11 protein-coding genes are annotated in these 14,147 nt (G+C 48.7%); 4 read left to right on the top strand and 7 right to left on the bottom strand.

Going from position 1 to position 14,147, the window contains the following annotated elements:
- Positions 1 to 8: 8 nt before the first annotated feature.
- From NLX78_RS25390 to NLX78_RS25375, 4 genes are read right to left on the bottom strand one after another with little or no spacing between them, the layout of a single operon-like run.
- Positions 9 to 1,394: an MBL fold metallo-hydrolase gene (locus NLX78_RS25390; RefSeq protein WP_254351848.1), complete on the bottom strand. Its 1,386-nt coding sequence runs from the start codon at positions 1,392 to 1,394 to the stop codon at positions 9 to 11.
- Entirely contained in the window at positions 1,391 to 3,061 is a 1,671-nt protein-coding gene (locus tag NLX78_RS25385) for an ABC transporter permease (RefSeq protein ID WP_254351847.1), read from the bottom strand. Before NLX78_RS25385 ends, NLX78_RS25390 begins: the two co-directional genes overlap by 4 nt.
- A gap of 4 nt (positions 3,062 to 3,065) precedes the next feature.
- Positions 3,066 to 4,136 (bottom strand): ABC transporter substrate-binding protein, encoded by a 1,071-nt coding sequence (locus NLX78_RS25380; RefSeq protein ID WP_254351846.1) that lies wholly within the window; start codon positions 4,134 to 4,136, stop codon positions 3,066 to 3,068.
- 20 nt (positions 4,137 to 4,156) lie between these two features.
- Complete coding sequence (locus tag NLX78_RS25375) at positions 4,157 to 5,155, bottom strand: ABC transporter ATP-binding protein (protein WP_254351845.1); 999 nt, start codon at positions 5,153 to 5,155, stop codon at positions 4,157 to 4,159.
- Positions 5,156 to 5,356: 201 nt separating this feature from the next.
- Between NLX78_RS25375 and NLX78_RS25370 the strand changes: the two genes are divergently transcribed.
- Both NLX78_RS25370 and NLX78_RS25365 read left to right on the top strand, forming a co-directional pair.
- Positions 5,357 to 6,250: a LysR family transcriptional regulator gene (locus tag NLX78_RS25370; protein WP_250259935.1), complete on the top strand. Its 894-nt coding sequence runs from the start codon at positions 5,357 to 5,359 to the stop codon at positions 6,248 to 6,250.
- Positions 6,251 to 6,376: 126 nt separating this feature from the next.
- Entirely contained in the window at positions 6,377 to 7,237 is an 861-nt protein-coding gene (locus NLX78_RS25365; RefSeq protein ID WP_254351844.1) for a hypothetical protein, read from the top strand.
- 111 nt (positions 7,238 to 7,348) lie between these two features.
- Here NLX78_RS25365 and argS read toward each other — a convergent pair whose 3' ends face one another.
- The 3 genes from argS to NLX78_RS25350 all read right to left on the bottom strand — a co-directional run bounded on the left by argS (position 7,349) and on the right by NLX78_RS25350 (position 10,448).
- The gene (gene argS / locus NLX78_RS25360) at positions 7,349 to 9,028 is read right to left on the bottom strand and encodes an arginine--tRNA ligase (protein WP_028542578.1); all 1,680 of its coding nucleotides are present in this window, start codon (positions 9,026 to 9,028) and stop codon (positions 7,349 to 7,351) included.
- A 2-nt stretch (positions 9,029 to 9,030) separates the two neighbouring features.
- The gene (locus tag NLX78_RS25355; RefSeq protein ID WP_081112515.1) at positions 9,031 to 9,465 is read right to left on the bottom strand and encodes a YwiB family protein; all 435 of its coding nucleotides are present in this window, start codon (positions 9,463 to 9,465) and stop codon (positions 9,031 to 9,033) included.
- A gap of 92 nt (positions 9,466 to 9,557) precedes the next feature.
- Positions 9,558 to 10,448, bottom strand: a complete 891-nt coding sequence (locus NLX78_RS25350; protein WP_254351855.1) for a LysR family transcriptional regulator — start codon at positions 10,446 to 10,448, stop codon at positions 9,558 to 9,560.
- A 144-nt stretch (positions 10,449 to 10,592) separates the two neighbouring features.
- Between NLX78_RS25350 and NLX78_RS25345 the strand changes: the two genes are divergently transcribed.
- Both NLX78_RS25345 and NLX78_RS25340 read left to right on the top strand, forming a co-directional pair.
- Positions 10,593 to 12,356 carry an ABC transporter ATP-binding protein gene (locus NLX78_RS25345; RefSeq protein WP_483311694.1) on the top strand — a complete coding sequence of 588 codons (1,764 nt, stop codon included), beginning with the start codon at positions 10,593 to 10,595 and terminating at the stop codon, positions 12,354 to 12,356.
- Positions 12,353 to 14,092 carry an ABC transporter ATP-binding protein gene (locus NLX78_RS25340; RefSeq protein ID WP_254351843.1) on the top strand — a complete coding sequence of 580 codons (1,740 nt, stop codon included), beginning with the start codon at positions 12,353 to 12,355 and terminating at the stop codon, positions 14,090 to 14,092. Before NLX78_RS25345 ends, NLX78_RS25340 begins: the two co-directional genes overlap by 4 nt.
- The last annotated feature ends 55 nt before the right edge of the window (positions 14,093 to 14,147 follow it).

The raw sequence follows: 14,147 nt of genomic DNA, 5'->3' as shown, positions 1-14,147 counted from the left end.
TTGTGATGCTAAACCTCTAGTGTAGCGCCCGGCTCCAGAGAGTGAACTTTTCTGGCAGGACCTTCACATCCACTATTTCCTTCTCTTATCAACTCATCTCGTACCAGGTCGGTCTGCAGCTTCGGCGCATGAACGAGTACAACCTGTTTGCTAGGCAGCTCCTTCAGCATTTGCCGCACATCTGATAGTCCCTGATGCACCTTATAAATCAAATGCCGAGCTACGCAGCTGTCATTTTCATCCGCACGTTCCAACAGATGTTTGCCAAAAGAACCATGTGGAGCATGCCCGGTCAATATAACACTGTTGCTAATGCTTTCTCCGCTATCTTCACTCTCTCCCATGTTGCGATTATCCGATAGAAACTGATAGTACCAGCGCGCCTGTGGAGAATCCATCATGCCGTCTCTTGTTATGATAATAGCCGTTGGGTTCTGTTCCAGCAGACTCACTCGTTCCGCAGCATCACGAGGCACGAAGACCCTGTCACTGTTTAGCACATGTTTTATTCGCGCCGGGGCTTCCGGACGCAGCCATTCTTTCCAGCGGTTTAACTGTTTCAATCCCTGCCATATGTCGTGCTCTACAATTATTGCCTGTTCAGGGAATTGCTCGCTAGCCCATACGATCAGGTCCTGTCCTCTGCCAAAGGCAGGCACCGGCAACAACACATGACCTCCAGACCATAATATCCGCTCCATCTCGACCCTCAGCCGCTCCAGCTTAACAGGCTGCGGGTCTATATCCATGCCATAGGCATTGTCCATAATGGATATGTCCGCTAGATTGGGCTCTGACTTCCATTCAGGTAGGTCATGCAGCCGCTCCCCAACACCCAAGTCTGGCGCATCGGCAGCAAGAAGTTCAGATTCGCGGCTGTAATCTCCAGAAAAAAACAACCGCTTCCCTTCCATTTCTACCACATACCACACTGCACCAGCCAAATGTCCACTGCGTCCCCACATGATTCTCACACCCGGACAAGCCTCAAGCCATTCTCCTGCTGGCGCTTCATCTTCTAGATAGCGATAAGCAATGGATTGGATATCCTGTTCGTCGTATGGCAAGTCGGCTCCTCTCGATTCAACATAAGTATGCCAGGAGCGAAAATAGGAGCCTAACTGCTCAGCGGTGGCCTTGGTCGTCCAGACCTCCCCCTGGTATCCATACTTGTACAGCAAGGGGAGCGCCATGGAATGATCCTCATGTGCATGAGACAGCAATACAGTGGTCAGTCTCTTCGCCTTTTGCGGCGGAAAAACCGGATATTGTCCGGTTCCTTCCTTCTTCACGCCACAATCCAGCATGACGTGATGCTGCGTTCCTTCAAAAACATAGCAGGAGCGGCCATGTTCGCCCGCTCCTCCCCAAATCCTAAGCTTGGTCATGATCATTTCCACTTTCTTTGCGAGTTTAAGCTTTCGATTAAGATCAGCAGCAGTGTGGTCATTCCGACCGATATGACGGCCATCGCCATCCCAAGTGACACCTGTCCCTGCTCAAATTGTGCAAATATGTAGGTTGCAGATGTCTGAACGGATGGCGGCAAAATCAGCAACGATCCTACCAGCTCGCGTGAAGCGATCGTAAATGTCATCATCCAACCAGCGAGCATTCCCGGTACAATCAGCGGCAGTACAATCCGGCGGAATATGTAAGACGGTCGTCCGCCAAATACCTGTCCCGCCTGAAAAAGCCCCGTGTCCACCTGTGTAAAGGCGCTTTTGACATACTGCACCGTATAAGGAACAAACAAGATAACATACGTCAGAATGACCATGCCGTATGTGTTATACAAAGGGATCGGCATCCACGGCGAGTTCCACCACAAAATCAGGCCGACCACCATAACAATTCCCGGAACCGTATTCGGAAGCAAGCTGAATGCATCAACTGTCCGTTGGATTCTCGTGCGTGAGCCGCCAATGACAAGCGCAAACCAAGTGCCCAGCACCACAGCAAGCGTCGAAGCGCCCAAAGAGAGAAATACGCTGTTCAGGAGCGCCTCCATGCTCTCTGATCCCCAAGACAGCAGTTCCTTGTAAGAGTCGAGCGTCAAATTATCCCAGGCAAGGCCCATTCCCCTCAGCTTCATCGTCGAGGCTGAAAGAATTGAAAAATAAGGAATGCCAATGGACGCAATGAGCAACAATAGAATAAATGCAACACTCAGCCCCGTAGTCCAGCCGGATATACGGAGACGGGACGGACGCGAACCTTTACCACCTACCAGCCTATACGTAAACTTTCGGTTGATCACCGACTGCGCGTACCATATGAGCAGGCAGGCGGTTAACAGCACCGAGGCCATTGACGTCGCTTTGCCAAAGTCTATAGGCCAACTGGAAATATACTTGTGGATTTCCGAAGTCATGACCTCATACCCGATACGTCGCCCAAAGGTAGCGGGGGTACCAAACTCGGCAATCGTTTTAACGAAAATGAGCAACGCGCCCATTCCGTAAGCTGATAGCAGTAGCGGTAAAATAATTCGACGGAATCTGTATAGAAAGCTACCGCCCATTACGGCACCCGCCTCTTCCAGGCTCCCGCCTATCCTCACCAGCGCCCCGCGCAGCAGCAGGTACAGGAATGGAAACAGATGCAGGCTCATGATCATCACCATGCCACCAAGGCTGAAGAAGGACGGCGTTAAGAAATGTAGACCCGGGAACAACTGCTCCAGATATCCGTTTTTTTGCATAAACAAAATCCAGCCCATGGACCCGATATAGGGCGGGGTCATAAACGGAATCAGAAGAACAACATCCAACCAGCGCCAGTGTGCAAGACGAGTGTTGGACATGATCCAGGCTAGCGGAAGTGCAAGTACCGTCGTTCCTGCAATCACGCAGATGCCAAGCCAAATTGAACTGAATAGCACGCCTGCAAATGATGAAGCAGCTAACGTTCGAAAAGGCGCATCCCATTGGAATTTTCCATCAACATACACACTTTGGATAAAGATTTGCAGCAACGGCATCACAATCAGGAAAAGAAGCGCGATCAGAGCCAGCGTCAGACACCACGCTCTGATGTGTTTAACGGATAAGCCTCCCATCGGCTTACTTGAACATTTGCGTGAACTTCTCCGTCACGTCTGATCCGTGCTCGCCCATCCATTCCCAATTGGTCTTCAGCAATGGGATCTCGTCCAGGTTGGCACGCTTGTCGGCTTTGATATCCGTGCGGCCCGGGAGTAAGGAGGCATCTGCTACTAGTTTCTGTGCCTCGTCCGACAACAGATAGTCAATGAATGCCTTCGCATTCTGCTCATGCTGCGTTGACTTGAGAATTGCGGCAGGACGTGGGCTGATGACTGTCCCCTCTGTCGGATAGACGATATCAATCGGCTCACCTTTGGCTTTAGCCTTGTAGGTCATGTAATCGACCGCAGCGACGACTACACCTTTAGCTCCGGTAATCACGGGGTCCAGCGCTTCCTGATTGGCACCAGCCATAGCAACACCGTTAGCCTTGTACTGCTCGAACAACGTCCAGCCTCCATCGCCCTTGGCGCTCAGATATCCTGTCATAAAATCCAACGCTGAGCCGGACAGGGAGGGATCGGGAATATTAACCTGATCCTTGTACTCAGGCTTCGCCAAATCAGCCCATGAAGTTGGTGGTGTTTTCACCAGCTTCGTGTTATACGCAATGCCCAGAGCAGAAGCACTGGTACTGAAGTAGTTGCCTTCCTTATCGGACCAGTCTGGATTTAGCTTGTCTGCGTCCTTGGCATCCGGGTAAGGTAGCGTGAGTCCTTCCTTTTTCAGGCCTTGTACAGACGGAAGCGATGCCAGCACAACCACGTCCGCTACTGGATTCGTCTTCTCGGCTTCCATGCGGGCCAAAATTTTCCCTGTCGTTCCCTGGAACAACTCTACCTTAACTCCGCTCTGCGCCTCATACCCTGCTACCAACTTTTTCGCCAGTCCATCCGGGCCTGCGCTGTAGACCACCAGCTTCTGATCGGTGGATGCCGCCTCCGCTTGTCCTGCTGATCCAGTAACTTGTGCCCCATCCTTGGATGTTGTAGCTGTTCCGCAACCCGCCACAGCGAGTCCAAAAGTCAAGGTTAATGCGAGCATCGTTCCTTTTTTCCATCCTGTACGAAAAACATGCCTATTCATCATCTTGTATATACCCCTTTTCCCTATGCTTCAAGTTGGTGGATGTGTTGCGGTGATACCCAAACGTGCATTTGTTGACCTATGGGCAAGCGGCTGGAATGATATGCAGTCCATTGCTCGCCGTTCTCGGCTAGTATACGAATTTCATAACGATCGCCGACATAGCTGACATGCAGGATCTCTACTGTAAAAGCATGCTGATCTGCTTGCTCCTGTTCCCAACGCACATGTTCAGGACGAAATAGTGTCCGTTCCAACTCCAGCCAGTTGGATTTGCCAATAAACCTCGCCACCTCTGGATGAGCTGGGCAACCGTAGATCACCTCTGGTGTTCCGGTCTGCAAAATATGTCCACTTTTCATAACAACCACTTCATCAGACATGGACATGGCCTCGATCTGATCATGGGTGACATATAGGGCGGTCAGCCCCAGATCGCGCACAAGCGATAGCATCTCAATGCGCATCTCCTCCCGTAGCACCGCATCCAGCGCACTGAGCGGCTCGTCGAACAACACAAGTCGAGGCCGGATAGCAACCGCTCTTGCAAAGGCAACCCGCTGCTGCTGGCCACCGGACAGCTGATGAGGATACCGATCCTCCATCCCTGACAATCTGACCATGTCGAGCGCCTCCAGCACCACTGTCCGCAGTTCCTTGTCTCGTACGCTGGCGAACCCTTTCCCTCGCTTGCCCGCACGCAGGCCGAAGGCCACATTTTCAAACACCGTCATATGCGGCCATAACGCGAAATCCTGAAAGACCATGCCAAAGTGGCGGAGATGGGCGGGAATATCCTTTTTGCGTTCTGCCGAAAAAAGAATTTCCTCTCCCATCGTGATTGTGCCGGTATCCGGTGTCTCCAGACCAGCAATCAAGCGCAAGAGCGTTGTTTTCCCACAGCCGGACGGTCCGAGCAGTGTTGTGAATTTGCCCCGTCGTACTACCAGATTCGTCTCATGCAGCGCGGTTATTTGGCTGAAGGTTTTACTTAATCCGTGAATATATAGATCCTGATTCATCGCATTACCTGCCTGTTCTTCTGACTGACCCCAGTGTAAAACTTGAATTCGCAACCTGTGTTATTGGAAAGTTAAAACAAAATTAATTATTTCAATGAATTGTGTTAACACTCATAGATTTAATCTATATAGAGGGGATTGATGCTGCTACCCATAGTAATAAGGTGATTGTTCGATTAACCTGAAAGCGAGGCATTCTAAGTGAACTTAAGTCTTCTAAAGTTACATATTGTAGAGCTGCTGAATAAGCACCATAAAATTACCACGGTCGCCGAGCTTCTTGGCCTGAAGCAACCCACCGTTACTTTTCATATGAAAAATCTGGAGCGTGAATTCGGAGTAAAGCTGTTTGACACACGTATGGGCAAAATCATCCTGACGGATGCCGGAAATGCACTGCTGCACTATGCCAGCAAAATTAATGCACTGGCTGCTGAAGCTGAGCGAGTCGTCCGCGAGTTCGATACGCTCCAGCGGGGAAGTATACGTATTGGCGCAAGCTATGTACCCGCTACCTACTTGCTTCCTGCTGTGCTGCACCGCTTTGCCCGTGAGCATCCGGGCATTCACATCGCCTTGTCTGTGAAAACAGCGCCCGTGATCAAGGACATGCTCGCTCGCCACGAAATTGACCTCGGCATCATTTCGGCAGAGCCGTTTCAATCCCCAACGCTACTCTCAGAATCCTTGGGCGAAGATGAACTGATACTCATCTGCTCACCCACTCATCCGCTCGCCAACGAAACCGATTTGACGCCCGAGCTTATCGCTTCTTCCTCCTTCGTATTACATGGCAAGGAATCCAGCACACGCCATGTGACCGACAAATGGCTGGAACGTGGGAGTCGGCGACTTCCTTCCTATCTGGAGCTGGATTCACTGGAAGCCATCAAACAGGCGGTTATGCTGGGAGAACACATCTCTTTTGTCTCTCGCATTGCCGTTCAGTCAGAGGTTGAGCGGGGCTTACTGGTTGTAAGACCTATCCCGGGGCAGTCTGTTGAGCGGTACATCTATATGGTCAGCAACAAAGACCGTCATCGCTCGGCGCTCATTCACAGATTCACCGAATATTTGTCATGGAACCAAGATTAAATCTTACCTGTCATATAGAAATTATGTAATTTTTTAACCGGAGTCCCCTTTTGCTTTGACATACGACTGACAATACACCCGTAAAGTGTAGCGTGTAACCTATTCGGACGAACAGGAGAGGATAAAATGAAAACAGGCCTTCGTATCACCAAATTGATGTCGGTAGTAACTCTGAGTGCAGTACTGCTCGTAACAGGATGGAAAGGAGCAGAACCGGTACAAGCCGCCGCCAATGCCACACCAAGCTATGAGGTGAAGCTACTACTGGATACAGCTCAGGTCCTCAATGCGGATGGCTCATTAAAGAGTGGCATCGTGAACGAGTTTCAAATTAGAAACGATGCACAAAGATTAAGCGTCGAGTATTTTGATACAAACTCATTGCAATTAAATGACGAGGGCTGGAACGTGAGATTTCGCAAAAAAGAGGACAAAAAAAATTATGAATTAACCTACAAAAAGCGATATACGGTCACAAATGGAAATATCGACGCGGCGCTCACCCAAGCGAATAAAGAAGGGTTCAGCGCATCTGATGATAATTATGAGGCTGAGGTGGATTGGGGATACAGCAAGCAAACACTAAGCTTCTCCAATGATAAAAAAACAAACGCCTCCAAAGGATTGGCTCTGCCTTCCCCAGATCAAGCATTAAAGCAATTGCAGGATAATCTTCCGGGCAAGCTGCAAAACTGGAAAAACAGCAATTGGGGCAAACAAACCTTGGCAGACTCCAGAGTACGCGGTCCTGTACAGGTCAGTAAATACGAGGGTAGCTTTCAGGGATTGGATACCGACGTTGAAATATGGCCTATTCGCAGCGCAAACGGATCAGGTACAGAGCATATTATCGAAATCTCCTTCAAAACCTCGGATTACAGTGTTGCCGCCAGCAACCGCACCAAGCTGATGAACCTGCTGCAATCCAAAGGATGGCTGGTTCCCGCCGATTCCCTGAAAACGAATTTGGTACTGGAACGCTACTAAGCTAATCCAACATAAAAAGGAACCGAAGCGCCACCCTGTTGAGGGTGATACGAACGGTTCCTTTTATTATTAATTATATGACTACAAGGTCATTACGTTAAAGTTGCTTGCTTACATACGTTCTGGTGCAGACACGCCCACCAGCTTCAGTACGTTGGCAATCGTCGTGCGCACCGCACCAAACAACGCCAAGCGTGCCTGCGTTTGAGCGGCATCCTCTGTGATGACGCGCTCTGCCTTATAGTAGCTGTGGAACAATGAAGCCAGCTCGTAGACATAGCGAATCATACGGTGTGGTGCAAAGTTTGCAGCCGCTACCGACACTTCTTCCGGCAGCTCGCCGATTTTGCGGAGCAGATCGTATTCATGCTCAGCCGTCAGCTTGGACAAGTCGACTTCTGCCAACGGCAGCACAGCAATACCTTGCTCTTCGGCTTGACGATATACGCTGCATGCACGTGCGTGCGCATATTGTACGTAGAATACTGGATTCTCATTGGAAGTGGAAATCGCCAAATCCATGTCAAAATCCAGGTGCGAATCCATGCTGCGCATAGTGAAGAAGTAACGGATCGCGTCTACACCCACTTCTTCCATCAGATCTTCCATCGTCACGGCCTTGCCGGTACGTTTGGACATTTTTACTTTTTCCCCATTTTGGAACAAGCTGACCATTTGGGCAATCAGCACTTTAAGCTTATCTGGATCATTGCCCAGTGCTTCCATTGCTGCCTTCATCCGTGGAATGTAGCCGTGGTGATCCGCTCCCCAAATGTTGATGATCGTGTCATACCCACGAGCATATTTATCGCGATGGTAAGCGATATCTGGGGTTAGGTACGTATATGTACCGTCATTTTTGATCAAGACACGGTCTTTATCGTCACCGTACTTGGTCGTATTCAGCCATGTAGCTCCGTCCTTCTCGTAAATCTCCTCACGGTCACGCAACTCATTCAGCGCTTTAAGCACTTCACCGTTTTCATACAGCGACGTTTCGCTGAACCAGGAGTCAAAAGGTACACGGAACAGCTCCAGGTCGCGCTTAATCTTGTTCAGTTCCTTTTCCAGACCGTAGTCACGGAAATAAGCTGCGCGATCTCCCGGTTCCATGGACAACAGAGAATCGCCCTTTTCGGCCACCAGTTCCTTGGCAAACCCGATGATATCCTCACCATGGTAACCATCCTCCGGCATCTCCGCAGGCTGTCCGAGCTCCTGCAAATAACGCGCTTCAATAGAGCGGCTCATGTTGTAAATCTGGTTGCCCGCATCATTAATGTAGTATTCACGAGTTACTTTGTATCCGGCAAAATCAAGCACGTTGCAGAGAGCATCCCCTACGGCTGCACCACGTGCATGACCTAAGTGAAGGCTACCTGTCGGATTGGCGCTGACAAACTCGATTTGTACCTTTTTGCCTGCACCTTCCTGTATACGCCCGTAATCTGCCCCCTGCTCCTGCACTTGTCCAATGACTGCATACAGGTAGCTCTTGTTCAGGCGAAAGTTAATAAAGCCCGGTCCAGCGATTTCTGCACTTTCAATAGAAGCGGAAGCTAAATCCATATTCGCGATCAAATCTTCAGCGATTTGCCGTGGGTTCTTCTTTGCAATGCGGGTGAGCTGCATCGCAGCGTTGGTAGCCAAATCACCGTGTGACTTGTCCTTTGGCACCTCCAGCGTAATGGTCGGCAGCTCTTCGCGGCTCACGATTCCGGTAGCCAGCACTGCCGCTTCGATTGCTGAAGTCACCTTTTGATTAATAAGTTCCAGTGGATTGCTTGTCATGATTATTGCTCCTCCTGTATATGCAAACTGATGGCAAAATGCCCCGAGAAATCCTCAAATACGTACAGATCATAGGTCCAGCTCACATGTCCGGTGAAACCATCCATCCGAATATCGAGCTTCTGCGTATGCGCAGACATGTTCAGGTTTAAATAAGGCGAGCGGTAAAATCCAGGCAACCTGCGTCCCAGCGCAAACGACTGCTCTGATTGTACCTCACCGTGACGAATCAGTTTTAGCTCATCCGATCCGATTTTAACTGTGTTCCGTGTCGTACCGCCCTCAGGACTTTCTTGCGGCTCATCGTACCTTATATATAGATGCTTCCCACGCACGATCGCTTCTCCGGGAAGTTCCTGTACCACATCTTCTCCGTCATGATGACTATGAAGACGGATTCGGACCTTTGCATTATGTGGCATGTATTCAAACTCCATTCTATTGCTATCCTACTGTACTACTATATCCAGTTCCCGATTGCAATTCAAATGAGTTTTTACAAAAAGATGCTTTCATCCAAAAAATTCAGCTACCTTAAGTCAGCTCCATCGGATGCTTGGCTAAAACTTTCGATGAATCGAGAGGCTAGAGAAGACATGTATTTATCCTTCAGCCAGACAGCTGCCACACGCGTATGCAATTCCTCACACATAATTTCCTTAACGATTAACTGGTTATTGCTTCCGAGTGACAACGCAGACCGCGAAATCATACCGATCCCCAGCCCTTCATTAGCCCAGTGGAGCGTCGTGCGAGCATCATCGTTTTTACAAAAGAAATTTGGCTCAAAGCCATACTTCATACAAGTATCGTGGATCAATTGTTCAAAGCGGCGATATACGATGAGTGGCCTGTTCTTCAACTCAGACAATGAAATGGTCTTCTGTTCGGGGTTCCAGTCATATTCTTCTGTCATCACTGCTATCATCGGCTCAGTGGACGCATATCTACACCCTAAATCGGTAGTATTAAAAGGGGTTCTGACGATACCGACCTCGACAATTCCTTTGTTCAAAAGATCGAGAATCATGAACGTATTTCCCTCATGAATTTCAAATTTTACACCCGCATAGGTTTTATGAAATTCGGAAAGCCTGTCTTTCATCAGCGTTGCCCCAGAGGAGGAGACCGTTCCAATGGTGAGCGTACCTTTCATCCCCATGGCAAAATCGTTTATCTCTCTTGTCGTGGCATCTGTCAGCTCCAAAATCTGCTTGGCCCTGTTCTGTAAAATGATGCCAGCCTCCGTCAATTGGATACTTCGTGAGCCTCGATGCACGAGCTTTACACCAAGCTCTTCCTCCAGCTGCATGAGTTGCTGACTTAAGGGAGGCTGTGCAATTTTCAGCTTTTTGGCTGCCGCTGTAATCTGTCCGGCCTCTGCAATCGCCAAAAAATACTTGAGATGTCTCAATTCCATCATTATGGACCTCCGGTACTGATATATGTAAAACCTATACCTCTAATATATATTAAATATTATTCATATGGTTGGGGATATGCCATAATCAAACTCAGTTATGCTATTGCGGCATGAAGCTAGATACATTATTTAGGTTAGGTGATGGTTTATTTGCTGAAATTTGCTGTTTTTTTGAAACCCTATAAAAAGGAAACGATTCTTGGACCTCTGTTTAAACTAATTGAGGCCATCCTGGAACTATTGCTGCCTACTATGGTTGCTTTAATGATCAATCATGGTGTAGGTAAAGGAGACACCCATTATGTTTGGCAGATGGGTCTTTTGATGTTACTCATGACTATACTGGGCTTTGGCAGTTCATTAGTTTGTCAGTTTTACGCAGCTCGTGCCTCTCAAGGATTCGGAACTACGCTGCGCAATACGATGTTTAAGCATATTTCTTCGTTTTCTTATGCTGATCTCGATAAATTCGGTACACCCTCGCTCATCAACCGGATTACGAATGATGTCAATCAGCTGCAAACAGCTGTAGCGATGTTGATTCGTTTGGTCATTCGTGCTCCTTTTATTTGTATCGGGGCGATTATCATGTCCATGATTCTGGACTTCCGCCTTGCTTTGGTGCTGTTGGCGGCTACACCGATTCTGGCTTTGATTCTGTATGTAGTCATTACGAAGGCTTCTCCCCTGTACCGACTATACCAGAAAAAACTCGATAAAATCGCTCTGGTACTTAGCGAAAATCTTACAGGCGTACGGGTCATACGTGCATTTGCCAAAAGAGGAGCTGAACGAGTAAAGTTCAATGCCGCCTCAGATGACCTGACCCAGACTGCTATTCGTGTCGGACGTATTTCTGCTTTGCTAAGCCCCGCCACCTTGTTGGTGGTGAACGGAGCTATTATTGCTATCCTGTGGATCGGCGGCATCCATATCCAATATGGATCTCTTACACAAGGGGAGATTATTGCCTTTATTAATTATATTACGCAAATTTTACTGGCTCTGATTGTGGTAACCAATTTAATTATTTTGTTCACCAAAGCTGCCACTTCAGCAGCGCGTATTCAGGAGGTCCTAGACACGCAAGCTTCGATTTCCGACACTGCTGCTACTTCTACATCTATAGACAGGGAGGAAGCAAGTGAGCATTGCGCTGTACCAGCCATCTCTTTTGATCATGTTTCCTTTGGATACAATAAGACAGGACAACTGGCACTGAGCGATGTAGTAGTAAACATCTATCCCGGTGAAACGGTCGGCATCATTGGAGGAACAGGTTCTGGGAAATCCACCTTTGTGAATCTTATTCCCCGCTTCTATGATGCGGTAGAGGGTCGTGTGCAGGTTGATGGCATCGACGTTCGGCAATATAAGCTTGAGCAATTGCGGCAGAAAATCGGAATTGTCCCTCAGAAGGCGCTGCTGTTCACTGGTACTATAGCGGATAATATCCGTTGGGGGCATGAACATGCCACCGATGAGGAAGTCGCTCAAGCCGCAGCTATCGCACAAGCGGATGAGTTCATTTCCAACCTGCCGGAAAAATTCGATGCTCCGATCACCCGAGGGGGGCTTAATTTGTCGGGAGGACAAAAGCAGCGACTTACCATTGCCCGAGCTATTGTCGGCAATCCGCAAATTCTCATTTTGGATGACTCCTCAAGCGCACTTGATTTTGCAACCGACGCCGCCCTCCGTAAATCGCTACGGGAAAATAGCACCAGCATGACCGTCCTGTTGGTCTCGCAACGAGTAAGCAGCGTACAGCATACTGATAAAATAATTGTGTTTGATGAGGGACGGATTGTCGGTATCGGCACACATGAACAGTTGATGAGCAGCTCAGATGTATATCAGGAAATTAATCATTCCCAGCTCTCAACGCAGGAGGTAGACCAATGAGTGGCAAGGAAACCTGGAGAAGATTGTTAACCTATGTGGGTCAATATAAAACAACAACATGTTGGGTCATCGTCAGTGCAATTCTCAGCGTGCTTGCCAGTCTGATTGGACCCTACATGATTGGTCAGGCTATCGACCATATGGTGGATAAGGGAGTAGTAGACTTTAAAGGTATTGCGCAGATTCTAGCTGGATTAGGCATTGTATATGTTGTAGGCAGTCTATTTAGCTGGCTGCTCACGTATTTGACGAACCGTATTGCTTTTCAGACCGTAAATGATATGCGGCGGGAGTTATTTGATCATTTTAATATCCTTCCGTTAAGCTTTCATGACACTCATCCACAAGGAGACAGCATTAGTCGTTTTGTGAACGATATGGATGCTGTGTCGGATGGATTGCTGCAAGGCTTTTCCACATTGATTACCGGGATTATTACGATTATAGGCTCCATTGTACTCATGCTGTATATCAGTCCGATCATGACGTTGGTTGTATTGGTGTCTGCCCCGATCACATATGGCGTAGCACGGTTCATTACCACAAGATCGCAGCGTATGTTCCGCGAACAGGCCAAAATTTTAGGAAGCCTGAACGGTTATGTGGAAGAAATGATCGGCGGGCAACGGGTAGTTACCGCTTTTCATTATGAAAACCGCTCGCTTGAGGAATTTTCCGCCAGAAACGAACAATTGTATCAAGCCGGGGTGAAATCGCAGTTTTACGGATCATTGTCCAACCCCTCTACCCGATTGGTGAACAACATGACTTTTTCAGTCACCGCCATGATTGGCTGTATCTCCATTATTTTGGGTGGGATCTCAGTAGGCGGATTGTCGAGCTTTCTGATTTATACCAATTTGTTCGCCAAGCCTTTTAATGAAATTACGGGTGTGCTGACCCAGTTCCAGGCAGCTACGGCTTCTGCTCAGCGCATATTTGCTATTTTGGACTCACCGCCAGAGCAGCCCGAAAAATCGAACGCCGTACAGCTGGAGCGCAGCAAAGGCACGATTCTTTTTGATCATGTCAAATTCTCCTATAACCCGGAACGTACGCTCATTACGAACTTTAGTTTGGAGGTAAAGCCAGGCACTCGTGTGGCTATTGTCGGGCAGACCGGAGCTGGCAAAACCACACTCGTCAATCTGCTCATGCGGTTTTACGATGTGGACAGCGGCTCGATATCCATCGACGGGGTGAATATCAACGACATGAGCCGGGACAGCCTGCGGACTAACTTTGCTATGGTGCTTCAAGATACATGGCTGTTCAGCGGAACCATTCGGGACAATATCGCTTACGGGAAGCCGGAGGCCACGGACGATGAAGTCATCGCGGCTGCAACAGCTGCCAATGCGCATAGCTTCATCAAGCGACTGCCTCATGGCTACGATACGGTCATTAGCGGGTCAGGCGACAGCCTGTCGCAAGGCCAAAAACAGCTGCTTACCATCGCGAGGGTGATCCTGGTCGATCCACCTATGCTGATCCTGGATGAAGCCACCAGCAGCATAGATACCCTGACAGAAGCGCGTATCCAAAAAGCATTTATGAAAATGATTGCCGGACGCACCAGCTTTGTGATCGCCCACAGACTATCAACCATCCGTGAAGCGGATTTGATTTTATACATGAAAAACGGCGATGTCGTCGAAAGTGGTACCCATGAGGGACTGCTTGCCAGCGGTGGCCATTATGCCTCGCTCTATAACAGCCAGTTCACTACAGCTTAACACTGCGGGTTAAGGGGAAAAGTCGGTTGCTCTTATGCAATCGGCTTTTTTTGTT

It is taken from the genome of Paenibacillus sp. Lou8.1 (assembly GCF_024213565.1).
In the GTDB taxonomy this organism is placed as follows: domain Bacteria; phylum Bacillota; class Bacilli; order Paenibacillales; family Paenibacillaceae; genus Paenibacillus; species Paenibacillus polymyxa_B.
This window is presented reverse-complemented; position numbering and strand designations above follow the sequence as displayed.

Coding starts and splice junctions, on each gene's coding strand:
- NLX78_RS25365 (WP_254351844.1), top strand. CDS start 6,377: ATGAAAACAGGCCTTCGTATCACCAAATTGATGTCGGTAGTAACTCTG.
- NLX78_RS25390 (WP_254351848.1), bottom strand. CDS start 1,394: ATGATCATGACCAAGCTTAGGATTTGGGGAGGAGCGGGCGAACATGGC.
- NLX78_RS25385 (WP_254351847.1), bottom strand. CDS start 3,061: ATGGGAGGCTTATCCGTTAAACACATCAGAGCGTGGTGTCTGACGCTG.
- NLX78_RS25375 (WP_254351845.1), bottom strand. CDS start 5,155: ATGAATCAGGATCTATATATTCACGGATTAAGTAAAACCTTCAGCCAA.
- NLX78_RS25345 (WP_483311694.1), top strand. CDS start 10,593: ATGGTTTATTTGCTGAAATTTGCTGTTTTTTTGAAACCCTATAAAAAG.
- NLX78_RS25350 (WP_254351855.1), bottom strand. CDS start 10,448: ATGGAATTGAGACATCTCAAGTATTTTTTGGCGATTGCAGAGGCCGGA.
- NLX78_RS25380 (WP_254351846.1), bottom strand. CDS start 4,136: ATGATGAATAGGCATGTTTTTCGTACAGGATGGAAAAAAGGAACGATG.
- NLX78_RS25340 (WP_254351843.1), top strand. CDS start 12,353: ATGAGTGGCAAGGAAACCTGGAGAAGATTGTTAACCTATGTGGGTCAA.
- argS (WP_028542578.1), bottom strand. CDS start 9,028: ATGACAAGCAATCCACTGGAACTTATTAATCAAAAGGTGACTTCAGCA.
- NLX78_RS25355 (WP_081112515.1), bottom strand. CDS start 9,465: ATGGAGTTTGAATACATGCCACATAATGCAAAGGTCCGAATCCGTCTT.